10 protein-coding genes are annotated in these 26,231 nt (G+C 76.2%); 4 read left to right on the top strand and 6 right to left on the bottom strand.

The window, feature by feature from the left end:
- Window positions 1–87 precede the first annotated feature (87 nt).
- Window positions 88–14,406 (top strand): amino acid adenylation domain-containing protein, encoded by a 14,319-nt coding sequence (locus ACFYNX_RS02070; protein ID WP_388656653.1) that lies wholly within the window; start codon window positions 88–90, stop codon window positions 14,404–14,406.
- 129 nt (window positions 14,407–14,535) lie between these two features.
- Here the strand turns inward: ACFYNX_RS02070 and ACFYNX_RS02065 are convergent, their stop codons facing one another.
- Complete coding sequence (locus ACFYNX_RS02065; protein WP_388657803.1) at window positions 14,536–16,392, bottom strand: ABC transporter ATP-binding protein; 1,857 nt, start codon at window positions 16,390–16,392, stop codon at window positions 14,536–14,538.
- Between the two features lie 62 nt (window positions 16,393–16,454).
- Window positions 16,455–18,152: an ABC transporter ATP-binding protein gene (locus tag ACFYNX_RS02060; RefSeq protein WP_388656650.1), complete on the bottom strand. Its 1,698-nt coding sequence runs from the start codon at window positions 18,150–18,152 to the stop codon at window positions 16,455–16,457.
- A 256-nt stretch (window positions 18,153–18,408) separates the two neighbouring features.
- Here ACFYNX_RS02060 and ACFYNX_RS02055 point away from each other — a divergent pair, with 256 nt between their 5' ends.
- From ACFYNX_RS02055 to ACFYNX_RS02045, 3 genes are read left to right on the top strand one after another with little or no spacing between them, the layout of a single operon-like run.
- Window positions 18,409–19,485 (top strand): FecCD family ABC transporter permease, encoded by a 1,077-nt coding sequence (locus ACFYNX_RS02055; protein WP_388656647.1) that lies wholly within the window; start codon window positions 18,409–18,411, stop codon window positions 19,483–19,485.
- Window positions 19,482–20,564: a FecCD family ABC transporter permease gene (locus tag ACFYNX_RS02050; RefSeq protein ID WP_388656645.1), complete on the top strand. Its 1,083-nt coding sequence runs from the start codon at window positions 19,482–19,484 to the stop codon at window positions 20,562–20,564. The genes ACFYNX_RS02055 and ACFYNX_RS02050 overlap by 4 nt, the downstream gene beginning before the upstream one ends.
- Window positions 20,561–21,415 carry an ABC transporter ATP-binding protein gene (locus ACFYNX_RS02045; RefSeq protein ID WP_388656642.1) on the top strand — a complete coding sequence of 285 codons (855 nt, stop codon included), beginning with the start codon at window positions 20,561–20,563 and terminating at the stop codon, window positions 21,413–21,415. The genes ACFYNX_RS02050 and ACFYNX_RS02045 overlap by 4 nt, the downstream gene beginning before the upstream one ends.
- A gap of 260 nt (window positions 21,416–21,675) precedes the next feature.
- Here ACFYNX_RS02045 and ACFYNX_RS02040 read toward each other — a convergent pair whose 3' ends face one another.
- Genes ACFYNX_RS02040 through argC form a run of 4 tightly spaced genes read right to left on the bottom strand, consistent with a single transcriptional unit; the run spans window position 21,676 to window position 26,082 of the window.
- On the bottom strand, window positions 21,676–22,806 hold the full coding sequence (locus tag ACFYNX_RS02040) for an acetylornithine transaminase (RefSeq protein WP_388657800.1): 1,131 nt from the start codon (window positions 22,804–22,806) through the stop codon (window positions 21,676–21,678).
- Window positions 22,807–22,853: 47 nt separating this feature from the next.
- Window positions 22,854–23,900: an acetylglutamate kinase gene (gene argB, locus ACFYNX_RS02035; RefSeq protein WP_388656639.1), complete on the bottom strand. Its 1,047-nt coding sequence runs from the start codon at window positions 23,898–23,900 to the stop codon at window positions 22,854–22,856.
- Entirely contained in the window at window positions 23,897–25,048 is a 1,152-nt protein-coding gene (gene argJ, locus ACFYNX_RS02030) for a bifunctional glutamate N-acetyltransferase/amino-acid acetyltransferase ArgJ (RefSeq protein WP_388656636.1), read from the bottom strand. Before argJ ends, argB begins: the two co-directional genes overlap by 4 nt.
- The gene (gene argC / locus ACFYNX_RS02025; protein WP_388656633.1) at window positions 25,045–26,082 is read right to left on the bottom strand and encodes an N-acetyl-gamma-glutamyl-phosphate reductase; all 1,038 of its coding nucleotides are present in this window, start codon (window positions 26,080–26,082) and stop codon (window positions 25,045–25,047) included. The genes argJ and argC overlap by 4 nt, the downstream gene beginning before the upstream one ends.
- Window positions 26,083–26,231: the final 149 nt, after the last annotated feature.

Genomic DNA, 26,231 nt, shown 5'->3' with positions numbered 1-26,231 from the left:
TCCCCCGGCCGACGGGCGGGCGGAGTGCGAACGGGCCGCCCCGCTCCACCTCACCGACGCACCACCAGGGAAAGGCACTCTCGAACGATGTTTGACGTCGAGTCGGACCGGACGACCGCCGCCGGACTGCCCCTCACGGGCGGACAGTCCGGAATCTGGCTGGCCCAGCAGATCGAGCCGGACGGCTCGGCCTACCACATCGCGTTCGTCCTGAGACTCCGCGGAGACATCGACACCGACCGCCTCGCGGCCGCCGTCCGGCGGGCCGTGGAGGAGGCGGAGAGCCTGCACGTCCGGATCACCGACGCCGGCGCCGACGGCGCCCCGCGCCAGGTGCCCGTCCGCTTCCCCGTCGACGTGGCCCGCGTCGACCTGCGCGGCGAGACCGACCCCGAGGAGGCCGCCCACCGCTGGATGGAGGCCGACCGCGACCGCCCCGCCGACCCGGCCGGCGGCCCGCCGTTCGCCCAGGCCCTCCTCCGGCTCGCCGACGACCGGGTCTGGTGGTACCAGCGCTACCACCACCTCCTCGTCGACGGCGCGGGCGCCGCCCTGATCACCCGCCGCGCCGCCGACCTCCACGCGCTCGGCGACGCCGCCCCGGCCCCCGACTGGTCCCTGACCCGGCTCGTCGCGGCCGACACCGCGTACACCGCCTCCGAGCGGTACGCCGCGGACCGCGCCTACTGGCGGGAGCGGATGGCCGACCGGCCCGAGCCGGTCCGCCTCGTCCCGCGCGCCACCGCCCCCATGCGCCGCCGCGTCCACGACACCGTCCTCCTCGGCCCCGCGACCGTCGCCGCGCTGCGCGCCCGCGCGGCCGACGCGGGCGTCCCGCTCTCCCGCCTCCTGCTCACCGCCGTCGCCGTCCACCTGCACCGCGCCACCGGCGAACGGGACCTCGTCCTCGGCCTGCCCGTCACCGCCCGCCGGGACCCCGCGACCCGCGACGTCCCCGGCATGGTGTCCAACCTCCTGCCGCTGCGCCTCGCCGTCCGCCCCGACACCACCGCCGCCCGGCTCCTGGACGCCGTCGCCACCGGCGTCTCCGACCTCCTCGCCCACAGCCGCTACCGCGCCGAGGACCTCGCCAGGGACCTCGGCCTGACCGACGGCGTACGCGAACTCGTCGGCCCCACCGTCAACGTCCTGCCCCAGCCCGGCGTCCGCATCGACGGCGCCGAGGCCGAGTTCGTCCCGCACTGGCTCGGCCCGGTCGGCGACCTCGCCCTCACCTTCGGGGACTCCGGCGGCAGTCGCCTGCGGGTCCACCTCGACGCGGACGCCGACGTCTGCGACGAGCGGGCCCTCGCCGAGCACCGGCGGCACTTCCTCGCCGTCCTGGAGGCCCTCGCCGAGGACCCCGACCGGCCCGTCGGACACATCGAGCTGACCTCCCCGGAGGAACGCGCCCTGCTGCTCGGAGAGTTCGGCACGGCACCCCGGCCCGCCCCCGGGACGACCTGGCCCGCCGCCTTCGCCGAGCGGGTCCGCCTCGCCCCCGACGCCGTCGCCCTCGTCTGCGAGGACGAGGAGCTGACGTACGCCGAACTCGACGCCGCCGCGAACCGCCTCGCCCGGCTCCTCGCCGCCCGGGGCGCGGGCCCCGAGGACGTCGTCGCCGTCGCCCTGCCCCGCTCCACGGACCTGGTGGTCGCCCTCCTCGCCGTCATGAAGGCCGGCGCGGCCTACCTGCCGCTCGACGCCGACCACCCCCGGGACCGCATCGCCTACATGCTGGACGACGCCGGCGCCCGCACGGTCGTCACCACCCGCGAGCTGTCCGACGCCCTGCCCGACGCGCCCGGCGTCGCCCGCGTCCTGCTCGACGACCCGGCCACGGCCGCCGCACGCGACGCCCTCGACCCCACGGACCCCGCCGTCCCCGTGCCGCTCGACGGGGCCGCGTACGTCATCTACACCTCGGGCTCCACCGGCCGCCCCAAGGGCGTCGTGGTCTCCCACGACGGCGTCGGCAGCCTGATCGTCACCGCCACCGACCGCATCGGCGTCACCGCCGACAGCCGGATCGTGCAGTTCGCCTCCGCCGGCTTCGACGTGACCGTCTGGGACCTCGTCATGTCGCTGTGCGTCGGCGGCCGGGTGATCCTCGTCCCCGCCGAGCGCCGCGTCGCCGGACCGGCCCTCACGGACTACATCGCCCGCCACCGCGCCACCCACATGATCCTGCCGCCCTCCCTCGTCTCCGCGCTGCCGCCCGAGTGCGACCTGCCCGACGGCTCCGTCCTCGTCGTCGGCACCGAGGCCGTGCCCGGCGAGCTCATCGCCCGCTGGGCCGGACGCGTCCGGGTCGTCGTCGCCTACGGCCTCACCGAGGCCACCGTCAACTCCACGCTCTGGACCGCCGACGCCGACCGCCCCGGACCCGCCCCCATCGGCCGCCCCGACCCCAACACCCGCGCCTACGTCCTCGACTCGGCCCTGCGGCCCGTCCCCGTCGGCGCCGAGGGCGAGCTGTACGTCGGCGGGCGCGGCCTCGCCCGCGGCTACCTGGGCCGCCCGGGGCTCACCGCGGAGCGCTTCGTCGCCGACCCGTACGCCGACGAGCCCGGCGCCCGCATGTACCGCACCGGCGACCGGGTCCGCTGGAGCGCCGACGGCAACCTCGAATTCCTCGGCCGCGCCGACGGCCAGATCAAGATCCGCGGCCACCGCGTCGAACCCGGCGAGGTCGAGAGCGCCTTCATGGCCTGCCCCGGCATCGCCCAGGCCGCCGTCCTCGTCCGCGACGACCACCGGGGCGTCAAGCGCCTCGTCGGCTACCTCGTGGCCGCGGCCGGCACGGACGCCGGGGCGGCCGACGCCGCCGTCACCGAGGCGCGCGCCCGGATCGCCGCGACCCTCCCCGCCCCCATGGTCCCCTCCGCCCTCGTCCGCCTCGACGGCCCCCTGCCGCTCACCCCGAACGGCAAGCTCGACCGCCGCGCCCTGCCCGAGCCCCGCTGGACCGCCCTGGCCGGCGACGACGCGCCCGCCACCCCCGCCGAGACCGCCCTCGCCGCGCTCTTCGCCGAGGTCCTCGGCCTGCCGTCGGTCGGCGTCCACGACAGCTTCTTCGAGCTGGGCGGCGACAGCATCGTCGCGATCCAGCTCGTCAACCGCGCCCGCGCCACCGGCCTCGCGCTCACCCCGCGCGACGTCTTCCGGCTCCGCACGGTCGCCGCCCTCGCCGCGCACGCAGCCCCGGTCGCCGAGGGGCCCGCGCCGCTCCCGGCCGCCGCCCTCGACGAGGACGCCCTGCCCGTCTCACCGCTCCAGGAGGGCTTCTTCTTCCACGCGGCGTACGACGAGGACGCCGACGACCTGTACGTGGTCCAGGAACTCCTGGACCTCGCGGAGCCCGTGGACCCGGACCGACTGCGCGACGCCCTCCAACTGCTCCTCGACCGCCACCCGCTGCTGCGCGCCTCCTTCCGGCAGGTGCCCGGCGGCGAGGTCGTCCAGCGGCTCGCGGACCGCGCCGTCCTCCCGTGGCACGAGGCGGACACGGCCCGCACCGCCCTGGACGAGATCCTGCGGGAGGACCGGGACCGTGGCTTCGACCTCGCCGCACCGCCGCTGCTGCGCGCCACCCTCATCCGCGACGGGCACCGCCACCGGCTCCTGCTCACCCTGCACCACGTCGTCGCCGACGGCTGGTCCGTCGCCGTCCTGCTGCGCGAACTGACCGCCGCGCACGCGGGGGAGACCCTGCCCCCGCCCGCCGACCCGCGCCCCTACCTGGCCTGGCTGGCCGCGCGCGACCGCGACGCCGCCAGGGACGCCTGGCGCGAGGCACTGACCGGCCTGGAGGGACCGACCCGGCTGCCCCTCCTCACCGGGCCCCCCGCCGGGGACGGCGCGCCGACCCCGCGCACCCGGACCGAGCGCGTCGACGTGCGCCTGCCCGAGGCCCTCACCGCCGAGCTGACCGCCCGCGCCCGCCGTGAGGGCCTCACCCCCAGCACCGTCCTCAACGGCGCCTGGGCGCTGCTCCTCGGCGGTCTGACCGGCAGCCGGGACGTCGTCTTCGGCACCACCGTCTCCGGCCGCACCACCGAGGTCGAGGGCCTGGACGGGGCCGTGGGCCTCTTCGTCAACACCGTCCCCGTCCGCGTCCGCCTGCACGCCGGCGAACCCCTCGCCGCGCTGCTCCGGCGCGTCCAGGACGAGCACGCGGCGCTCCTCGACCACCAGCACCTCGGCCTCGCCGACATCCAGCGGCTCGCGGGCGGCGGCGAACTCTTCGACACCCTCGTGGTGTTCGAGAACCACCCGGCCGGACCGCCCGCCGCCACCCCCCTGGTCACCGGCACCGAGGTGTTCGACGCCGTCCACTACCCGCTCGCGCTCGTCGCCGAGCCCCGCGACGGACACCTGTCCCTCCGCTTCACCCACGACCCGGACCGCGTCGACCGGCTGACCGTCGCCGTCCTCGCGCACCGCTTCGAGGCGCTGCTGCGCACCTTCGTCACCGACCCCGGCCGCCCGACCGCCCGGATCGGACTCCTCTCCGAGCGGGAGGCGGAGCGGATCGCCGCACTCAACGCCACCGACCACCCGCTCCCCGACCCCGACGCCACCCTCGCCTCGCTCTTCGCCGCACAGGCCGCCCGGACCCCCGACGCACCCGCCGTGGTGGACGAGGGCACCACCCTCACGTACGCCGAACTCGACCGGCGCGCCGAGGCCCTCGCCCGGCGCCTGCGGGCCCGGGGCGCGGGCCCCGAGGAGTTCGTCGCCGTCGCGGTGCCCCGCTCGGCGGAGCTGATGGTCGCCCTCCTCGGCGTCCACAAGACGGGCGCCGCCCACCTGCCCGTCGACCTCGACTACCCCGCCGACCGGGTCGCGTTCATGCTCGCCGACTCCGGCGCGCGCACGGTCGTCACCACCGCCGGGGACGCCGGCCGGCTGCCCGGCGCCCCGGGCCTCGACACCGTCCTCGTGGACCGCGAGGAAGAGGTCCCCGACGCGCCCCGCACGGAAGCGCCCCGCGCGGAGGCGGGCCCCGACCACCCCGCGTACCTGATCTACACCTCCGGCTCCACCGGCCGCCCCAAGGGCGTCGCCGTCACCCACCGGGCGATCGTCAACCGCCTCGCCTGGATGCAGGGGGAGTACGGGCTCACCGCCGGCGACCGGGTCCTCCAGAAGACCCCGGCGAGCTTCGACGTGTCCGTGTGGGAGTTCTTCTGGGCCCCCACCACGGGCGCCACCGTCGTCCTCGCCCGCCCCGACGGCCACCGCGACCCCGGCTACCTGGCCGAGCTGATCCGCGCCGAGCGGATCACCACCCTGCACTTCGTCCCCTCGATGCTGGCCGCCTTCGTCCAGGCCCTGGCGGCCGCCCCCGGCGGCCCCGACTGGGCGGCGACCCTGCGCCGGGTGTTCTGCAGCGGCGAGGCGCTCACCGGCCCCGACGCCCGCCGCTGGGCGGAGCTCACCTCCCGGCCCGGCCGGGGACCCGTACCGCTGCACAACCTGTACGGGCCCACCGAGGCCGCCGTCGACGTCACCCACTTCCCGTACGAGGGCGGCGACGGGCCCGCCGTCCCCATCGGCCGGCCCGTCTGGAACACGCGCCTGCACGTGCTCGACCCCTTCCTGCGGCCCGTCCCGGACGGCGTGCCCGGCGAGCTGTACCTCGCCGGGGTCCAGTTGGCGCGCGGCTACCACGGCCGGCACGCCCTGACCGCCGAACGGTTCGTCGCCGACCCCTTCGGGGCGCCCGGCACCCGCATGTACCGCACCGGCGACCTCGTCCGCCGCCGGGCCGACGGCGCCGTCGAGTACCTCGGCCGCACCGACCGGCAGGTCAAGATCCGCGGCAACCGCGTCGAACCCGGCGAGATCGAGACCGCCCTCGCCGGCCTGCCCGGCGTGGCCCGCGCCGCCGTGGTCGTCCGCGACGGCGCCCTCGTCGGCTACGCGGTCCCGGCCCCCGGCGCGCCCGCGCCGGACGCCGACGCCCTGTGCGACGCGCTCGCCGGTGCCCTGCCCGCCCCGCTGGTGCCGAGCGCCGTCGTCGTCCTCGACGCGCTGCCCCTGACGCCCAGCGGCAAGCTCGACCAGAACGCCCTGCCCTCGCCGTCCACCGTCCCCCGGGCGGGCGGACGCGCGCCCCGCGACGCCCGCGAGCGCGCCCTGTGCGAGGTCTTCACCGCCGTCCTCGGCATCCAGGACATCGGCGCCGACGACGACTTCTTCGTGCTCGGCGGCGACAGCCTCACCTCGATCGCCGTCGCGACCGGGGCCCGTGAGAGGGGACTGACGATCAGCCCGCGCGACGTGTTCCAGCACCGCACGCCCGCCGCGCTCGCGGCGGCGGCGACGCCGACCGGGCCCGGGCCCGCGGCCCGGGAAGACACCGAGCCCCGGGAGGGCACCGAGCCCCCCGCCGTCACGGTCTCCGCCACCGACGCCGGACAGGCCGCCGCCGCGCTCCAGGCCGTCCTCGCGCAGCAGGAGCAGGTCGACCCCGCCCTCCAGGCCCTCCTCGACCGGCTCACCGCCGCCGCGGTCACCCCCCAGGAGCCCCCGGCCCCGGCCGCCCCGCTCGGCGGCCCGGACCTGACCGAGGAGGAGACCGCCCGCGTCGCCGAGGCCGCCGGGCTGCCCGTCGCCGACGTCTGGCCGCTCTCCCCGCTCCAGGAGGGCATGTACTTCCACGCCACCTACGACGCCGGGGACGCCCTCGACGTCTACCTGTCGCAGGAGACCCTGGACCTCGACCACCGCCTCGACGCCGACCGGCTGCGCGCCGCCTGCCGGGCGCTCCTGGACCGCAACGAGGGCCTGCGCGCCGGATTCACCAGCGACGGCCTGCCCCGGCCCGTCCAGTTCGTCGTCGACGGCGCCGAGATCCCGCTGACCGAGACCGACCTGTCCGCGCTGCCCGCCGACGAGGGCCACGCGCGCGTGGAGGAGCTCCTCGCGGCCGACCGCCGGCAGCGCTTCGACCTGTCGGCCCCGCCGCTGTGCCGCCTGCGCCTGATCCGCCTCCCCGGCGGACGCGACCGGCTCGTCGTCACCCACCACCTCATCCTGTGGGACGGCTGGTCCGCCTGGCTGTTCCTGGAGGAGCTGTTCACGCTGTACGAGAAGGGCGGCGACCCCACCGGCCTGCCCGCCCCCGGCTCGTACCGCGACTACCTCGCCTGGCTGGCCGGGCAGGACACCGCCGAGGCCGTCGACGCCTGGCGCGGCGCCCTCGCCGGCTTCGACGAACCGACCCTGGTCGCCCCGACCGGCCGCGACGCGGGCCCGGTCATCCCGGCCGACTTCGACGCCGTCCTCACGCAGGAGGGCAGCGACCGGCTGCGCGCCGCCGCCCGCCGCCACGGCCTCACCCCCAACACGGTCCTCAACGCCGCCTGGGGCCTGGTCCTCTCCGCCGTCACCGGCCGCCCCGACGTCGCCTTCGGCACGGCGGTCGCCGGCCGCCCCGCCGACCTGCCGAACGCCGCCGGCATCATCGGCATGTTCCTCAACACCGTCCCGGCCCGCACCGCCTTCGCCCCCGGCGAACCGCTGCTCGACCTGCTGCGCCGCCTCCAGACCGAGCGGGCCGCCGTCATGCCGTACGAGTACGTCGGCCTCGGCACCCTCCAGCGGGAGACCGGCCACCGCCGCCTCTTCGACACCCTCTTCGTGCTCCGCTCCGCCGACGGAGAGGACCGGGCCGCCGCGCTCCGGCGGCGGCACGGCATCACCGGCGTCTCCAGCGTCGACGGCACCCACTTCCCGCTGACCCTGATCGTCACCCCCGGGGCCAGGCTGCGGGTCACCCTGGCGGCCCGCCCCGACCTGTTCGACGCCGAGGCCGCCACCACGGTCCTCGACCGGTTCACGGCCGTCCTGGAACGGCTCGCGGACCTCCTCGCCGGACCGGACGCCGCCACCGTCCGCACCGCCGCCGTCGACCTGCTGCTCCCGGCCGAACGCGCCGCCCTGGCGGCCGGGGCCGCCGCCGGACGCGAGCCCGTGCCGGACGAGACCGTCGCCGACCTGCTCGCGGCCCAGGTCGCCCGCACCCCCGACGACACCGCCCTGGTCTTCGGCGAGCGCTCCCTCACGTACGCCGAACTCGACGCGCGCGTCAACCGGATCGCCCGGCTGCTGCTCGCCCGGGGCGCGGAACCCGAGAAGGTCGTGGCGCTCGCGCTGCCCCGCTCCCTCGACATGGTCGCCGCCCTCTTCGCCGTCCTGCGCACCGGCGCCGCCTACCTGCCGCTCGACCTCGACCACCCGGCCGACCGGCTGCGCCTCATGGTCGAGGACACCGGCCCGCTCTGCCTGGTCTCCACCACGGCCGTCGCCGCCGCCCTGGGCGCGGACGCGCCCGGACTCCTCCTGGACGACCCGGCCGTGGCCGCCGAACTCGACGCCCTGGACGGCGGCCCGCTCGCGGACGCCGAACGGCCCGCGTTCGCCCACGACGTACCGGACCGGCTGGAGCACCCGGCGTACGTCATCTACACCTCCGGCTCCACCGGCCGTCCCAAGGGCGTCGTCACCCCCTACCGGGGCCTGACGAACATGCAGCTCAACCACCAGGAGGAGGTCTTCGCCCCGGCCGTCGCCGCGGCCGGCGGACGGCGCCTGCGCATCGCGCACACCGTCTCCTTCGCCTTCGACATGTCCTGGGAGGAGCTGCTCTGGCTCGTCGAGGGCCACGAGGTCCACGTCTGCGACGAGGAGCTGCGCCGCGACGCCGAGGCCCTGGTCGCCTACTGCGACCGGCACCGGATCGACGTCGTCAACGTCACCCCCACCTACGCCCAGCTCCTCGTCGAGGAGGGCCTGCTCGACCGCGACGAGGACGGCGACGGGGACCACGACGGGGACCACGACGAGGACCACGACGGGGACCACGACGAGGCGGCCGGGAAGCACCGGCACCGGCCCGCCCTGGTCCTGCTCGGCGGCGAGGCCGTCTCCGACACGGTGTGGAACCGGCTGCGGGACACCGACGGCTGCTACGGCTACAACCTGTACGGGCCGACCGAGTACACCATCAACACCCTCGGCGGCTCGACGGCCGACAGCGCGACCCCCACGGTCGGGCGGCCCATCCGCAACACCCGCGCCCACGTCCTCGACCCCATGCTGCGCCCGGTCCCGCCGGGCTGCCCCGGCGAGCTGTACATCGCGGGCACCGGCCTGGCCCGCGGCTACCACGACCGCCCCGGCCTCACCGCCGAACGCTTCGTCGCGGACCCCTTCGGGCGTCCCGGCGAGCGCATGTACCGCACCGGCGACCTCGTGCGGCAGCGACCCGACGGACTCCTCGACTTCCTCGGCCGCACCGACGACCAGGTCAAGGTCCGCGGCTACCGCGTCGAACTCGGCGAGATCACCACGGCCCTGTCCTCCCACCCCGGCGTCGCCCACGCGGCGGTCGTCGTCAACACCGGCACCGGGACGAAGCGCCTGGTCGGCTACTACGTAGCGGAGGAGGACGCCCCCGACCCGCAGGCCCTCCGCGCCCACCTCAAGGCCGCCCTGCCCGACTACATGGTCCCGGCCGCGCTCGTCGCCGTGGACACCCTGCCGCTGACCGTCAACGGCAAGCTCGACGTCCGCGCCCTGCCCGCCCCCGACCCCGCCCGCGCCGGAGGAACCGGCCGCGCCCCGCGCACCCCGCGCGAGGAGACCCTCCGGGACCTCTTCGCCGGGGCCCTCGGACTGCCCGCGGAGGCCGTCGGCATCGACGACGACTTCTTCGACCTCGGCGGGCACTCGCTCCTCGCCACCCGCCTCGTCAGCCGCGCCCGCACGGCGCTCGCCGCCGAACTCGCCATCCGCGACCTGTTCGAGGCCCCCACGGTCGCCGAGCTGATCGAGCGCGTCGACCGCGCCGCGGGCCCCGCCCGGCCCGCCCTCACCGCGGGCGAGCGCCCCGACGAGCTGCCGCTCTCCCACGCCCAGCAGCGCCTCTGGGTCGTCCAGCAGATCGAGTGCGCCTCCGCCGCCTACAACTTCCCGCTCGTCCTGCGGCTGCGCGGCCCCCTCGACGCCGACGCCTGGGAGGCCGCCCTGGCCGACGTCACGGCCCGGCACGAGGCCCTGCGCACCGTCTTCGCGGAGCGCGACGGCCGGGTGTTCCAGCGGGTGCTGCCCGCCGGGGAGGCGCGACCCGCCGTCGAACGCCTCACCGCCACCGAGGACGAACTGCCCGGCCTGGTCGACACGGCCGTCAACCGGCCCTTCGACCTCACCGCCGAACTCCCGCTGCGCGCCGCGCTCGTGGAGCTCGGCCCCGAGGACCACGCCGCGGTCCTGCTCCTCCACCACATCACCACCGACGAGTGGTCCGACCGCCCCTTCCTCCGCGACCTGGCCGCCGCCTACGCGGCCCGGACCGCCGGCACGGCACCGGAGTGGGAGCCGCTGCCCGTCCAGTACGCCGACTACGCCCTGTGGCAGCGGCGCCTCCTCGGCGACCCCGCCGACCCGGACAGCCGGGCCGCCCGGCAACTGGAGCACTGGCGCACGGCCCTGGACGGCGCCCCCGAGGAGCTGGAGCTGCCCACGGACCGGCCGCGCCCGGCCCGCCCCGCCTTCACCGGCGCCGAACTCGACGTCGCCTTCGACCCCGAGGTCCACGAGGGACTGCGGCGGCTCGCCCGGACGACCGGCACCAGCATGTTCATGGTGGTGCACGCCGCCGTGGCCGCCCTCCTGCACCGCCTGGGCGCCGGCACGGACATCCCGCTCGGCGCGCCCATCGCGGGCCGGGGCGACGAGGCCCTCGACGACCTCGTGGGCTTCTTCGTCAACACCCTGGTCCTCCGCACCGACCTGAGCGGCGACCCGAGCTTCACCGAACTCCTCGCCCGCGTCAGGGAGACCGACCTCGCCGCGTTCTCCCACGCCGACGTGCCCTTCGAGGCCGTGGTGGAGAAGCTCAACCCCACCCGGTCCCTCTCCCGCAATCCCCTCTTCCAGGTGATGGTCGGCCACCACGCCCGCACCGGCGACGCCCTCGACCTGCCCGGCCTGAGCGCCGCGTACCTCCCCTTCCGCATCCGCTCGGCCAAGTTCGACCTGGTCTTCTCCTTCACCGAGCACACCCCGGCCGACGGCGGCCCCGGCTCGCTCGGCTGCCGCCTGGAGTTCGCCACGGAGCTCTTCGACCGGGAGACCGCCGAGCGGATCGGGGAACGCCTCCGCACCCTCGTCGCGGCCCTGGCCGCCGCACCCGACCGGCCCGTCTCCCGGGCCGAACTCCTCGACGACGCCGAACGGCACCTCGTCCTGGAGGAGTTCAACGCCACGGCCCGCGAAGTCGACGAGGAGACCTTCCCCGCCCTCTTCGCCCGCCGGCGCGCCGAGCGCCCCGACGCGGTCGCCGTCGTGGAGCGCTCCCGCTCCGTCACGTACGCCGAGCTCGACGCCCGCGCCGACCGCGTCGCCGCCCTCCTGGCCGCCCGGGGCGTCGGGGCCGAGAGCGTCGTCGGCGTGGCCGTGCCCCGCTCGGCCGACACGGTCGCCACGGTCCTCGCCGCCATGAAGCTGGGCGCCGCGTTCCTGCCGCTCGACCTGGTCCACCCGGCCGACCGCCTCGCATACATGATCGAGGACTCCCGGGCGGCCCTGGTCGTCGGCACCGAACCGGTCGCGGGCAAGATCCCCGCCGTGCCGGGCGTCCCCGTGCTGCTGCTCGACGACCCGGAGACCGCCGCCGCCCTGCGCGACCTGCCGGACGCCCCCCTCGGCAGCGGCCCCGCCGTCCTGGACACGGCCGCGTACGTCATCTACACCTCCGGCTCCACCGGCCGCCCCAAGGGCGTCGTCGTCCCCCACGAGGGGATCGCCAGCCTGGTCGCCACCGCCGTCGACCGGATGGGCCTGGAACGCGACAGCCGCGTCCTGCAGTTCGCCTCCGTCGGCTTCGACGTCTTCGTCTTCGAACTGGCCATGGCCCTCTGCCACGGCGGCCGGCTCGTCCTGATCACCGACGAGGCCCGGGTCGCCGGCCCCGCCCTCACCGACTTCCTCGCCGCCCAGCGGATCACCCACATGATCCTGCCGCCGTCCCTCGTCTCCGCCCTGCCGCCCGGCTGCGCGCTCCCCGAGGGATCGACCGTCCTCGTCGGCACCGAGACCGTGCCGCCGGACCTCTTCGAGCGCTTCGGCACCACCGCCCACCTGATCTGCGCGTACGGGCTCACCGAGGCGACCGTCAACTCCACCCTGTGGCCCGCCCGCGAGCACCCGGGCCGCCCGTCCGGCCGGGTCCCCATCGGCCGGCCCGACCCCAACACCCGCTGCTACGTCCTCGACGAGCACCTCAGGCCGGTCCCGCCCGGCGTCGCGGGCGAGCTGTACGTCTCCGGACGCGGCCTCGCGCGCGGCTACCTCGGCAAGCCGGGGCTGACCTCGGAGCGGTTCGTGGCCGACCCGTACGGCCCGCCCGGCAGCCGCATGTACCGCACCGGCGACCGCGCCCGCTGGCGCGCCGACGGCAACGTCGACTTCCTCGGCCGCGTCGACACCCAGGTGAAGGTACGGGGCTTCCGCATCGAACTCGGCGAGATCGAGGCGGCCCTCACCTCCCACCCGTCGGTGGCCCAGGCCGCCGTAGTGCCCGACCGCGACGGCGACATCGTGCGCCTGGTCGGCTACGCCGTGCCGGAGGCGGGGGAGGGGGAGCCCGACCCGCAGGAGCTGCGCGCCCACGTGGCCGGCGCCCTGCCGGAGTACATGGTCCCGGCGCTCGTCGTCCCGCTCGACGGCCCGCTGCCCCTCACGCCCAACGGCAAGCTCGACCGGAAGGCGCTGCCCGCGCCGGACTGGGTCGCCATGACCGGCGACACCCGCCCGGCGAACGCGACGCAGGAGAGGCTCGCCGCCCTCTTCCGCGAGGTGCTCCGCCTCGACCGGGTCGGCGTCCACGACAACTTCTTCGCGCTCGGCGGCCACTCCATGGCCTCGATGCGGCTCCTGGGCCGCATCCGCGCCGAGTTCGGCGTCGAGCTGAGCATCCGCGACGTCTTCGACGCCCTGACGGTCGCCGGCCTGGAGGCCAAGCTGAAGGGGGCCGCCGCGGCCCGCCCGGCGCTCCTGCCCGCCGGGGAGCACGACGGGGAGCACGCCGGGCCCCGGCTCGCCGCGCCCGTCCAGCGCCTCCAGTGGGACGCGCACCGCCGCGCCCCCGCCTTCGACCACGCCCTGGTCCTCCGCTCGCCCGGGGGTCTGGACGCGGACGCACTGGCGGCCGCGCTCGCCGACGTGGCGGCCCGCCACGAGCCGCTGCGCACGGCCTTCGCCGAACGCGACGGCGTCCTGCACCTCACCGAGGCCGCACCGCCGGTCCTCGTACGGGAGGAGAGCGCCGACCCGGAGGCCCGGCTGCGCGAACTGGCCGCGGGAGCCCCCGCGCCGGACCGCGAGGCCCCGCTGCGGGCCCACCTCCTGACCGGCCCCGACGGACGGCAGGCGCTGCTCCTCGCCCTCCACTACCTGGCCGTCGACGAATGGTCGGTCGTCCCCCTCTTCCGCGACCTGACGTCCGCGTACACGGCCCGTAGGGAGGGCCGGACGCCCGACCCGGAGCCGCTGCCCGTCGCGTACGGGGACTACGCCCGCTGGGCCCGCGAGGTCCTCGGCGACCCGGACGACCCGGAGAGCAGGGCGGCCCGCCAGCTCGCGTACTGGCGGCAGGTCCTGAAGGACGCGCCGGCCGAACTGGCCCTCCCGGCCTCCCCGGCCGACGCCCCGCACGCGTCCGCGCCCGGCGCGGGCCACGTCGGCTTCGTCCTGGACGAGAAGCTGCACGCGGCCGTCGACGAACTGGCCCGCACGACCGGCACCAGCATGTTCATGGTCCTGCACTCCGCCCTGGCCGCCCTGCTCACCGCCCACGGCGCGGGCACGGACCTGCCGCTCGGCACGATGGTCGCGGGCCGCGCGGACGACCGGCTCGCGGACCTGGTGGGCTGCTTCTTCAACACGCTCGTGCTGCGCACCGACACGGCCGGCGACCCCACCTTCGCCGAACTGCTCTCCCGGGTGCGGGAGACCACCCTGAGCGGCCTCGACCGCCAGGAGGTCCCCTTCGAGGAGGTGGCCCGGGCGGCCGGACTGCCCCCGGAGGGCCCGCAGGTCATGGTGATCCACCACGAACAGGCGGACCTGGACCGCCTGGAGGGCGGCATCGGCTCCCTCGACACCGTGCCGACCGGCTCCACCCGGGCCCGGTTGACCCTCAGCTTCTACGAGCCGCTGGACGACGGCCCGGTCCACTGCGGGATCGTCCACGCCACCGACCTGCTCGGCGCCGCCAAGGCACGGCGGCTCGCCGGCGAACTCCAGGGGCTCCTGCGCGCCGCGGTCACCGACCCGGAACAGCCGCTCTCGGAGCTGTTCACCGCCCTGCCCACGGGGAGCGACGACGCGTGACCACCGGCCCGTACGGGGAGACCCACCGGACCGAACCACGTCCGGCGGGCCCGGCGGCCGGGCGGGGATGAGACCCCGAAACGCGTGAGGGCCCCCTCCCACCGGGAGGGGGCCCTCACCTGTTCTCCGTCAGTCGCTCACGGCCGCCGGCTCGCGGCGGCTGTCCGACCACGCCGACCACAGCTCGGCGTAGTGCCCGCCCGCCGCGACCAGTTCGTCGTGGGTGCCGGTCTCGACGACCCGGCCGCCGTCGAGGACGACGATCCGGTCCGCCGTGGCGGCCTGCGGCAGCCGGTGGGCCACCATCAGGCCCGTACGGCCCTCCAGCGCGCGCAGCGCGGCGGTCTCCAGGACCCGGGCGCCGGCGCTGCCCGCGTCGGCGGTCGCCTCGTCGAGGAGGGCGACGGGCGCGTCCGTGAGGACGAGCCGGGCCAGGGCGAGGTGCTGGGCCTGCGTGACCGTGAGCCGGTGGCCGCCCTCGCCCACGACCGTCGCGAGCCCCTCGGGGAGCGCGTCGGCCCACTCCAGGGCGCCGACGTGGTCCAGGGCCGCGCGCAGCTCCTCGTCCGTGGCCCCGGGCCGGGCCAGGCGCAGGTCCTCGGCGAGGGAACCGGAGAAGACGTGGACCTCCTGACTGATCAGCGTGACGGCCCGCCGCACCCCGGCGGGGCCCAGCTCGCGGCTGTCCACGCCGCCCAGGGCGATCGTGCCGGACGCCGGCTCGTGGACGCCCGCGATCAGCTTGGCGAGCGTGGTCTTGCCCGCGCCGCTGGCGCCCACCAGGGCGACGCGCTCGCCGCACCGCACGTCGAGGTCGACCCCGTGGAGCACCGGGTGGCCGTCCACGTAGGCGTGGCCGAGCCCCGTCACCTTGACCGAGCCGTCCACGGGCGCGGCGGGCCGCCCCTCGGGCTCCCGCTCGGCCGGCAGGCTCGACACGCCCACCAGCCGGGCGAGGCTCGCCCCGGCGGACTGGGCGTCGTCGATGAGGAAGAGCGCGGCGTTGATCGGGTTGAACAGGCCGTGGAAGTAGAGCGCCGCCGCCGTGGCCGTACCGATGCTCACCGACCCGGCGTCGACAAGCAGGAAGCCGGTGACGAGGATCGAGGCCATGCCGAGGAACTCGGCGGCGTTCAGACGGGAGAAGAAGCCGGAGACCAGGCGCATGCCGCTCGCCGCGAGGTCGACGGCCGCCCCCGACCGCTTCTCCAGCAGGCCGGCGTGGCGGTCGGTCAGGCGGAACGCCCGTACGGTGCGGACGCCCCCGACGCTGTCGAGCAACTGGTGCTGGAGGGCGCCGGTCGCCACCCGGTGCTCGGCGTAGATCCTCGCGGCGCGCGGGATGTACCAGCGCACGGTCAGGACGTGCACCGGGACGGCGACGAGGACGGCGAGCAGGAAGCGCCAGTCGAGGACGGTCAGGCCCACCAGGGTCAGGACGATGGTGAGGAAGGCGTTCGCGAACTCGGGCAGCGCCTGCCGGACCGCCCGCGCGATCAGCGTGACGTCGCCCGTCACCCGGGCGGTCAGGTCGCCCGAACCGGCCTTCTCGACCCGTTCGAGCGGCAGCCGCAGCGCCCGCGCGATGAACCGCTCCCGCAGGTCCGCCAGGACCGTCTCACCGAGCCGGGCCACCAGCGACTTGCCGACGGCGGTCGCCACGCCCCGGACCACGGCCACCGCGAGGAGCAGCGCCATCGGCACGGTCAGCGCGGCCGTGCCGCTGCGGTCGACGACCAGGTCCACGATCCGGCCGAGCAGCGGGGCGGTCAGCAGTCCGACGCCGGTGCCGGCGACCAGGACGGTCAGCGAGGTCACGGCGAGCAGCCGGTGGCGGCGCAGCAACTCGCGGACCACGGCGAGGGTCTGCGCACCGGACGCGGTGGGCAGGAGGGCCCGCTCGGGCGCGCCGGTAGCGGGCACGCTGTCGGGCGTGCCGGTCGCGGGGGGTAGGGGCGCGCTGTCGGGCGTGCCGGATCCGCTCATCGTCCGTCCTTCGTCCTCGTCCTTCACGCCGGTGCCCGGCGCGGTCGCGTCGGGGCCGGCCGTCATGCCAGCACCGCCGAGCGGTAGGTCTCGTGGGAGGCGACGAGCTCCGGGTGGCTGCCCTCGGCGGTCACCCGCCCCCCGTCGAGCACCACCACGACGTCGGTCCCGGCGAGCAGGGCCGGGCTGGTGGTGACCAGGAGGGTGGTGCGGCCCCGGCGCAGCTCCCGCAGCCGGGTGGCGATGCGGGCCTCGGTGACCGTGTCGACGGCCGTGGTCGGGTCGTGGACGACCAGGACCGGCGGGTCGGCGGCCAGGGCGCGGGCGAGCGCGACCCGCTGGCGCTGGCCGCCGGAGAGCGAGCGGCCCCGCTCGGCGAGGACGGTGTGCACGCCGTCGGGCAGGGCCTCGGCCACGTCGTCCGCCGCGGCGGCGGCGAGCGCGGGGCCGACGTCCGTCGCCCCGTCGCCCGCCCCGGCCCGTACGTTGGCGAGGAGGCTGTCCTCGAACAGGTCGGCGTCGTGGTGGGCGACCAGGACCGCCCGGCGGGCCTCGCCGGGGTCGAGGGCGGACAGCGGGACGCCGTCGAGCTCCACGCTCCCCCCGGCGGGCTCCTGTTCGCGGCCCAGGCAGAGCAGCAGGTCGTTCGCGGCGGCCGGGTCCCGGGCGACCACGCCGACGACGCTGCCGGGCGCCACGTCGAGGTCGAGGCCGCGCAGCGCGCCGTGGGTCAGGCCCCGCAGCCGCAGCCGTCCGGCGACGGGGGAGGGGAGCGGGGTCGTCCCGGCGGCGACGGCCGGGGGCGAGGCGAGCACCTCGGCGATCCGGTCGGCCGAGGCACGGGCCTGGGCGAACTCGCCGTTCACGTAGGTGAGGAGCTGGAAGGGCCCCAGGAGGTACTGGGCGAGGCCGACGGCCGCCACCAGATCGCCCACGCTGATCGTGCCGCGCATCGCCAGATGGGCGCCGACCAGGCCGATCACCGCGATGAAGACGCCCGTCAGGGCGAGGATGGCCCCGTCGTGCCAGGCCCGGCTGTTCGCCGCCCGCAGCGCCGAGGCCAGCGAGCTCCGGCTGGTCTCCCGGTACCGGGCCACCGCCGCGCCCTCGGCGCCGATCCCCTTCAGGACGCGCAGCCCCGCCACCAGGTCGGCGGCGACCCCCGACGCGTGGGCGGCGTGCTCCTGCTCGGCCTCGCTGCGCCGCTCCAGCGGGCGGCTGATGAGGTGGCCGATCCACAGCAGGGGCGGCACGCCGAGGAGGACGAGCAGGCCGAGCGGGACGGAGGTGCGCAGCAGGGCCACCGCGCTGACGGCGAGTCCGGTGAGCGCGGACAGCGCGTACGGCAGGGCGGAGGCGACCGAGCCGACCCGGCGGGCGTCGCCGGTCGCGACGGCGGTCAGCGCGCCCGGGAGCCGGCCGGTGTCGGCGCCGCCCCTCGGGTCGAGCACCCGGGCGGCGAGGTCCTGCCGGATCCGGTGCGCGGCGCTCTCGCCCGCCCCCTCGGCGAACCGGGCGGAGATCCGGTAGCAGGTGGAGAGGACGAGGAAGAGCACGGCGAGGACGAGCAGCCAGCGCAGCAGCGCCCCGGCGGACCCGGTCCCCACCGCCTCGTCGATGGTCAGGCCGATGACGACCGGCACGAGGGCCTCGCACGCCTGGTGGGCCATGGCGAGGAGCGACGCCCCGCCGACCCGGCGGCGCTGGTCGCCGAGCGCTCTGCGGAGGACGTGGCCTCCCGTTGGTCCTCCAGCGGGCATGCGGAGCCTCCACGAAGCGAGGGATGGTTAGGTAAGGCTAGCTTAACGAGGGAGACTGCCAAGGGGTCCCACGGGACGCCGCAGGGTGCCGGGGGTGCGCGTGCTCCCACCGGCCCGGAGGCCGCGTTGACCCGTCGGGGCGATACGGTTAGGCTCACCTAAGTTGACTTGTTCGGCACGTCAAGTCACGTGCGGCGCACCCGCCTTGGTCCCACGGCCGGACGGGGGCGCGAACCGCCGTCAGGGGGAGTGGCCGTTGTCCGTCGACATCCAGACGGCGTCCGGAGGCAGGACCGGCGGCCCCGGCGGGCCCACCGCGCCCCCCGTGCGCCCGGCCACCGTCGCCCTGCGCGGCCTGGGACTCCTCGTGACGCTCGGGGCGCTGCTCCTCGTCTCCCTGCTCAGCGTCTGGGTGGGCACCCGGGGGATCCCCCTCGCCTCCACCTGGGAACTGCTGTGGCACCCCGACGGCTCCGAGGCCTCCGTCATCGTCCACGACTACCGCGTCCCCCGCACCCTCCTCGGCCTCCTGGTCGGCGTGGCGCTCGGCCTGTCGGGCGCGCTGATGCAGGCCCTGACGCGCAATCCGCTCGCCGACCCCGGACTGCTCGGCGTGAACCTGGGCGCCTCCGCCGGCGTCGTCGTGGCCATCGCCTTCCTGGGCGTGGCCTCGCCCCTCGGCTACGTCTGGTTCGCCCTCGCCGGGGCCGCCGCCGCGTCGGTCGGCGTCTACCTCCTCGGCTCCTCCGGCCGGAAGCTCGCCACCCCCGACCGGCTCGTCGTCGCCGGAGCGGCCGTCACCGCCGTCCTCTACGCCTTCAACTGGGGCGTGCTGCTGTTCGACCCGGAGGCCTTCGACCAGTTCCGCTTCTGGACCGTGGGCTCCCTCGCCGGCCGCTACCAGGACGTCGTCCTCCTGATCCTGCCGTTCGTCGCCACCGGCCTGGTCGTCGCGCTCCTCCTCGCCCCCTCCCTCAACGCCCTCGCCATGGGCGACCAGGTGGGCCGCGCCCTCGGCGTGAACGTCGGCCGCACCCGGCTCCTCGCCGCCCTCGCCGTGATGCTGCTGTGCGGGGCCGCCACCGCCGCTGCCGGACCGATCGGCTTCGTGGGCCTGGCCGTGCCGCACATCGCCCGCTTCGTCGTCGGCGCCGACCAGCGCTGGGTCCTCGCGTACTCGACGCTCCTCGCGCCCGTCCTGCTCATCGGGTCGGACGTCCTCGGCCGCGTCCTCGGCGCCCCCGGCGAGGTGCAGGTCGGCATCGTCACCGCGTTCATCGGCGCCCCCCTGTTCATCGCGCTCTGCCGCCGACGGAAGCTGGTCATGCTGTGAGCGTTCCCGTACGAGAGGCGAAGGCCCCGGCGCCCCGCGTCGTCGGCGGCCGCGTCGTCCGCGTCGGCCGCGGCGCCGTCTCCCTGCGCGTGCGGGGCCGCACCGTCGCCGTCACCGCCCTGCTGCTCGCCGCCCTCGTGCTCGTCGTCGGCACCGCCCTCACCACCGGGGACTTCCCGCTCACCGTCGGAGAGGTCCTGCGCGCCCTCACCGGCGACGACACCGGGGCCGCCGACTTCGTCGTCAACACCCTGCGCCTGCCCCGCGTCCTGACCGCCGTGTTCGTCGGCGCGGCCCTCGCCGTGAGCGGGGCGATCCTGCAGAGCCTCACCCGCAACTCCCTCGGCAGCCCCGACATCATCGGCTTCACCAACGGCTCCGCCGTCGGCGCCCTCGTCGTCATCGTCCTCCTGCACGGCAGCATGACCCAGATCGCCCTCGGCGCCCTGGCCGGCGGCCTCGCCACCGCCCTCGCCGTCCACCTCCTGATGATCGGCCGCGGACTCCAGGGGTTCCGGCTCGTCGTCATCGGCGTCGGCGTCAGCGCCCTGCTCCTCGCCGTCAACTCGTACCTGATCACCAGGGCCACCTTCCAGGAGGCCCTGGAGGCCCAGGCGTGGCTGATCGGCAGCCTCGGCAACCGGACCTGGACGCACGCCAACGCCGTCGGCCTCGCCCTCGCGGTCCTGCTGCCCCCGGCCCTCCTCCTCTCCCGCCGCCTCGCCATGGTGGAGATGGGCGACCTCACCGCCACCGCGCTCGGCGTGAACGTCCACCGCACCCGTACGGCGCTCCTCGTCATCGGCGTCGCCCTCGCCGCCTTCGCCACCGCCGTGACCGGCCCCATCTGGTTCATCGCCCTGGCCGCCCCCCAGGTGGTGCGCCGGCTCACCGGGTCGCCCGCGCCCGCCCTGCTGCCCTCCGCCCTCATGGGCGCCCTCCTGCTCGCCCTGAGCGACCTCGTCGTCCAGCGGACCTTCGCGCCCGCGCTCCTCCCCGTCGGCACGGCGACCGGCGCCCTCGGCGGGACCTACCTCATCTGGCTGCTGATCACCGAGTCGCGAAAGAGCCGCGCATGACCGCAACGAACCACCCCGGGCCCCGGCTGCGCGCCGAGGACCTCACGCTCTCCTACGACCGGCGGACGGTGGCCACGTCCCTCAGCGTCGACATCCCCGACCACTCCTTCACGGTCATCATCGGGCCCAACGCCTGCGGCAAGTCCACCCTCCTCTCGGCCCTCGCGCGGATGCTCACCCCCAAGGCCGGGCAGGTCTACCTCGACGGCGCGGCCATCTCCTCGTACCGCTCCCGCGAGGTCGCCCGCCGCCTCGGCCTGCTCCCGCAGTCCTCCAGCGCGCCCGGAGGCATCACCGTCGGCGACCTCGTCGCCCGCGGCCGCTACCCGCACCAGCGGCTCCTGAAGCAGTGGTCCGCCGAGGACGAGACGGCCGTCACCGAGGCCATGCGGCAGACCGGCGTCCTCGACCTCGCCGACCGGCCCGTCGACGACCTCAGCGGCGGCCAGCGCCAGCGCGTCTGGCTCTCCATGGTCCTGGCGCAGCAGACCTCCGTCCTGCTCCTCGACGAGCCCACCACCTACCTCGACATCGCCCACCAGGTCGAGGTCCTCGACCTGTGCGCCGAGCTCCACGCCCGCAAGGGACACACCGTCGTGGCCGTCCTGCACGACCTCAACCAGGCCTGCCGCTACGCCACCCACCTCGTCGTCATGCGCCCCGGCGGCGTCATCGCCGCCCAGGGCGACCCGGCCACCGTCATGACCGCCGAACTGGTCGAGGACGTCTTCGGACTGCCCTGCCGGATCATCGACGACCCCGAGACCGGCACCCCGCTCATGGTGCCCGCCGCACCCCGGCGGTACGACGCGGAGAACACCGACGGCACGGTGCTCACCAAGACGCCCTGAGGCAGGACCGGGCCAAGACCTGAGGCAGGACCGGGGCAAGGCCGAAGCACGACCCCCCAGGACCGGCTCCCGGTCCTGGGGGCAGCTCCCCGCGGCGCCTCCTCCTCGCCGTGCCGTCCGGTGCCGCGGCGGGACAGTGCCCTCCGGCCGCGCGACGTGCGGTCACGGACGCCTGCGGGCGGTGAAGAACGCCGGTGCGCCATGACGGAAGGACGGGCCCGGAGCGCCCGTACGGCCCCGGACCCGCCCTTCCGTCGCGCTCAGGCGTCCAGCGCCTTCGCCAGCGCCTCCACGAGCCCGTCGATCTGCCCGTCCGTCACCGTGAGGGCGGGAGCGAGCCGTACGGTGGCCGGGCCCGCCGCGTTGACCAGGAAGCCGGCGTCCTGGGCCGCCCGCTGGACCTGGGCGGCCCGCGGCTCGGTGAGGACGACGCCCAGGAGGAGTCCGGCGCCCCGCACCCCGGCGACGCGGGGGTGCCCCAGCCCCTCGATCCCCCGCCGCAGCCGCTCGCCCGCCCGTACGGTCCGGGCGAGCAGCCCCTCGGCCTCGACGGTCCGCAGGACGGCGAGCCCGGCCGCGCACGCGATCGGGTTGCCGCCGAAGGTGGAGCCGTGCTGGCCGGGCCCGAGGAGCCGGGCCGCCGAGCCGAAGGCCACCGCGACGCCGATCGGGAGCCCGCCGCCGAGCCCCTTGGCGAGGGTGACCACGTCGGGGTCCACGTCCCGGTCCGCCTGGTGCGCGAACCAGTGGCCGGTCCGGCCGACGCCGGTCTGCACCTCGTCCAGGACGAGCAGCGTGCCGGTCGCCCGGGTGATCTCCCGCGCGGCCCGCAGGTACCCCCCGGGCGCGGGGACGACCCCGCCCTCGCCCTGCACCGGTTCGAGGACGACCGCCGCGGTCTCCTCCGTGACGGCCGCGCGCAGCGCCTCGACGTCCCCGAACGGGACGTGCGTCACCCCGTCGGGCAGCGGCAGGAACGGCTCGCGCTTCGCCGGCTGGCCGGTCAGGGCGAGCGCCCCCATGGTGCGCCCGTGGAACCCGCCCTCGGCGGCGACCACGTGCGGACGGCCCGTCCGGCGGGCGATCTTGAAGGCCGCTTCGAGCGCCTCCGCGCCCGAGTTCGCGAAGAAGACCCTGCCCCGCCTGCCGAAGAGCCGGAGCAGTTCCTCGGCCAGGGCGACGGGAGGCTCGGCGACGAACAGGTTCGACACGTGGCCGAGCCGCTCGACCTGCTCCCGGACGGCCGCGACGACGGCCGGGTGGGCGTGGCCCAGGGTGTTGACCGCGATCCCGCCGGTGAAGTCGGTGTACGTACGGCCCGTCTCGTCCTCGACGGTGCTGCCCTCGCCCCGGACCAGGGCCAGCGGGGGAGTGCCGTACGTGTCCATCATGACCGCGCGCCAGCGGTCCGTGAGCGTCCTGGTGCTGTCGGCGGCGGTCACGCGTCGTCCTCCTCGGACGGGGGAGCGGGTACGGGGGCGGGGGCGGCCTGCGGTTCGGGACCGGGTTCGGGGTCGGGGACCACGGTGGTGCCGGGACCGTCCGCGGCGAAGACGCCGCCGAGGAGCGCGTGCGGCACCCGGCCGTCGACGACCCGGGCCGCGCGGACGCCCGCGCGGACCGCCCGCAGGCACCCCTCCATCTTCGGGAGCATGCCGCTCGCCAGGTCCGGGAGCAGCGCGTCCAGTTCACCGGCCGTCAGGCGGGCGACGACCTCGGTGCTGCGGGGCCAGTCCGCGTAGAGGCCCTCGACGTCGGTGAGGACCACGAGCCGGTCCGCGCCGAGGGCCACGGCGAGCGCGGAGGCCGCGAGGTCGGCGTTGACGTTGTAGACCTCCCCGTCCGCGCCCCGCGCGACGGGCGAGACGACGGGGATGCGGCCCGCCTCCAGGAGGGCCCGCACGGCGGCGGTCTCCACGGCCACGACCTCGCCGACGAGGCCGATGTCCACGGGCCTGCCGTCCACCCACGCGGGGCGCCGCACGGCGGTCATGGTGTGCGCGTCCTCGCCCGACAGGCCCACGGCGAAGGGGCCGTGGGCGTTGAGGGCGCCGACCAGCTCCCGCTGCACCTGCCCGGTCAGCACCATCCGGACCACGTCCATGGTCTCGGGCGTGGTCACCCGCAGGCCCGCCTCGAAGCGGATCTCCAGGTCGAGGCGGTCGAGCATGGCGCTGATCTGCGGTCCGCCGCCGTGCACGACGACCGGCCGCAGCCCCGCGTGCCACAGCTCCACGACGTCCTGCGCGAAGGTGCGGTGCAGCGCCGGGTCCACCATGGCGTTGCCGCCGAACTTGACGACGACCGTCCGGCCCCGGAGCTCCTCGGCCCAGGGCAGGTCGGCGGCGGCGGTGACCGCGTCGGTGGCGGAGGCGGCCGAAGCGGTAGCGGCGGCCGAAGGAGTCGCGGTGGCCGTTCCGGCCGGGGTCTCGCCCGGCCGCGCGTGGGGGAGCGTCCCCGTCCGTGTCGTCCCGGGCCCGCTCATGAGCTGTACGCGCTGTTCTCGTGGACGTACTCGGCCGTCAGGTCGTTGGTCCAGAGGACCGCCGACGCGTCGCCGGAGCGCAGGTCGGCGGTGATCGTGATCCGCCGGTCCGACAGGTCGACCTCGTCCCGGGACTCGCCCGCCGCGCCGTCCCGGCACACCCAGACGCCGTTGATCGCCACGTCGAGCCGGTCCGGGTCGAAGACGGCCGCCGTGGTGCCGATGGCGGAGAGCACCCGGCCCCAGTTGGGGTCCTCCCCGTGCAGGGCGCACTTGAGGAGGTTGTTGCGGGCGATGGACCGGCCCACCTCGACGGCGTCCTCCTCGGAGGCCGCGCCGACGACGTGCACCTCGATCTCCTTGGAGGCGCCCTCGGCGTCCGCCACCAACTGCCCGGCCAGGTCCAGGCAGACCGCGTGCACGGCCCCGGCGAAGGCCTCCGGGTCGGGGACGGTCCCGGAGGCGCCCGAGGCGAGGAGCAGCACGGTGTCGTTGGTGGACATGCAGCCGTCCGAGTCCACCCGGTCGAAGGTGGTGCGCACCGCGGCGCAGAGCGCCCCGTCCAGTGCCTCCGCGTCCACGTCGGCATCGGTGGTGAGCACGACCAGCATGGTCGCGAGGCCCGGGGCGAGCATGCCCGCGCCCTTCGCCATGCCGCCGACCGTCCAGTCGTCCCGGGTCACCGAAGCGGTCTTGTGGACCGAGTCCGTCGTCCTGATCGCGACGGCCGCGTCCTCGCCGCCGTCCGGGGAGAGCAGCCCGCCCGCGGCGGCGATGCCCGCGGTGACGCGGTCCATCGGCAGCCGCACGCCGATCAGGCCGGTGGAGCACACCGCGACCTCGTGCGGGTCCACGTCCACGGCGCCCGCCGTCCGCTCGGCCATCAGGCGCGCGTCGACGGCGCCGGCCTGTCCCGTACAGGCGTTGGCACCGCCGGAGTTGAGGACGACGGCCGATATCCGGCCGTCGGCCAGGGCGCGCCGGGTCCAGCGCACGGGCGCGGCCTGGACGCGGTTGGAGGTGAAGACGCCGGCGGCGGCGCGCGACGGCCCCCGGTTCACCACCAGGGCCAGATCGCGGTCACCGGACTCCTTGATGCCGGCGGCGATGCCGCAGGCGAGGAACCCCTGTGCAGCGGTCACACTCACGGAGTGACTCCATTCGTGGGCAGGCCCAGCCGTTCCGGCAGGCCGAGGGCGACATTCATGCTCTGCACCGCGCCACCCGCGGTGCCCTTCGTCAGGTTGTCGACGGCGCTCACGCAGATCAGCCGGCCGGCGTCCGGGTCCACGGCGATCTGCACCTGGACCGTGTTGGAGCCGAGGACGGCGGCCGTCGAGGGCCACTGCCCGGGCGGCAGCAGCCGGACGAAAGGCTCGTCGGCGTAGGCGGACGCGTACGCCTCGCGCACCGCCTCGGGTCCCGCCGCGAGCGCCTCGGGGCGCAGCCGCGCCGAGCAGGTGGCGAGGATGCCCCGGGGCATGGGGGCGAGCGTCGGGGTGAAGGAGACGGTGACGTGCTCACCGGCCGCCCCGGAGAGGTTCTGGACGAGTTCGGGGGTGTGCCGGTGGCCGCCGCCGACTCCGTACGGGCTCATGGAGCCCATCACCTCGGCGCCGAGGAGGTGCGGCTCGAGGGCCCGTCCGGCGCCCGAGGTCCCGCTGGCCGCGACGACCACGACCTCCGGCTCCACGAGCCGGGCCGCGTGCGCGGGGAACAGCGCGAGCGTGACCGCCGTGGGGTAGCAGCCGGGCACGGCGATCCGGATGGCGCCCTTCAACGCCTCCCGGGCGCCCGGGAGTTCCGGGAGGCCGTACGGCCAGGTCCCGGCATGCGCGGAGCCGTAGAAGCGCTCCCAGGCCGCCGGGTCGCGCAGACGGAAGTCCGCCCCGCAGTCCACGATCAGCGTGCCGGGGTCCAACTCCCTGGCGTACGCCGCCGACTGCCCGTGCGGCAGGGCCAGGAAGACCACGTCGTGACCGCGCAGGGCGGCCGCCGAGGTGTCGCCGAGGACCCGGTCCGCGAGCTCGGCCAGTTGCGGTTGGACGGAGCCGAGCGTCCGGCCCGCGCTGCTGTGCGCGGTCACCGCGCCGATCTCCACGCCGGGATGCGACAGCAGCAGGCGGAGGAGTTCCCCGCCCGCGTAGCCGCTCGCACCGGCCACCGCGACCCTTACGGTCATGTTCTTCCGTCTCTCTCCGTGCGTGTGGGGGACGCCGCCCCGGGGAGGGGGCCGCGGAACGCCGTTCCAGGGTGGGGGCGCGGGGTTGCCGGCACGGGCCCCCGGTCGTGCGTCCCGGCGAACGTCTCGCGGTGCCCGGTCGGACGCGG

The sequence above is a fragment of the Streptomyces sp. NPDC007872 genome (genome assembly GCF_042868165.1).
GTDB lineage: Bacteria > Actinomycetota > Actinomycetes > Streptomycetales > Streptomycetaceae > Streptomyces.
Note: the sequence above shows the minus strand (reverse complement) of the source record. Positions and strands in the feature narration are given on the sequence as shown.

What these genes read in the sequence shown, in the direction of transcription:
- ACFYNX_RS02070 (WP_388656653.1), top strand. Translation starts at nt 88, where the DNA reads ATGTTTGACGTCGAGTCGGACCGGACGACCGCCGCCGGACTGCCCCTC.
- ACFYNX_RS02065 (WP_388657803.1), bottom strand. Translation starts at nt 16,392, where the DNA reads ATGAGCGGATCCGGCACGCCCGACAGCGCGCCCCTACCCCCCGCGACC.
- ACFYNX_RS02060 (WP_388656650.1), bottom strand. Translation starts at nt 18,152, where the DNA reads ATGCCCGCTGGAGGACCAACGGGAGGCCACGTCCTCCGCAGAGCGCTC.
- ACFYNX_RS02045 (WP_388656642.1), top strand. Translation starts at nt 20,561, where the DNA reads ATGACCGCAACGAACCACCCCGGGCCCCGGCTGCGCGCCGAGGACCTC.
- ACFYNX_RS02040 (WP_388657800.1), bottom strand. Translation starts at nt 22,806, where the DNA reads ATGATGGACACGTACGGCACTCCCCCGCTGGCCCTGGTCCGGGGCGAG.
- argB (WP_388656639.1), bottom strand. Translation starts at nt 23,900, where the DNA reads ATGAGCGGGCCCGGGACGACACGGACGGGGACGCTCCCCCACGCGCGG.
- argC (WP_388656633.1), bottom strand. Translation starts at nt 26,082, where the DNA reads ATGACCGTAAGGGTCGCGGTGGCCGGTGCGAGCGGCTACGCGGGCGGG.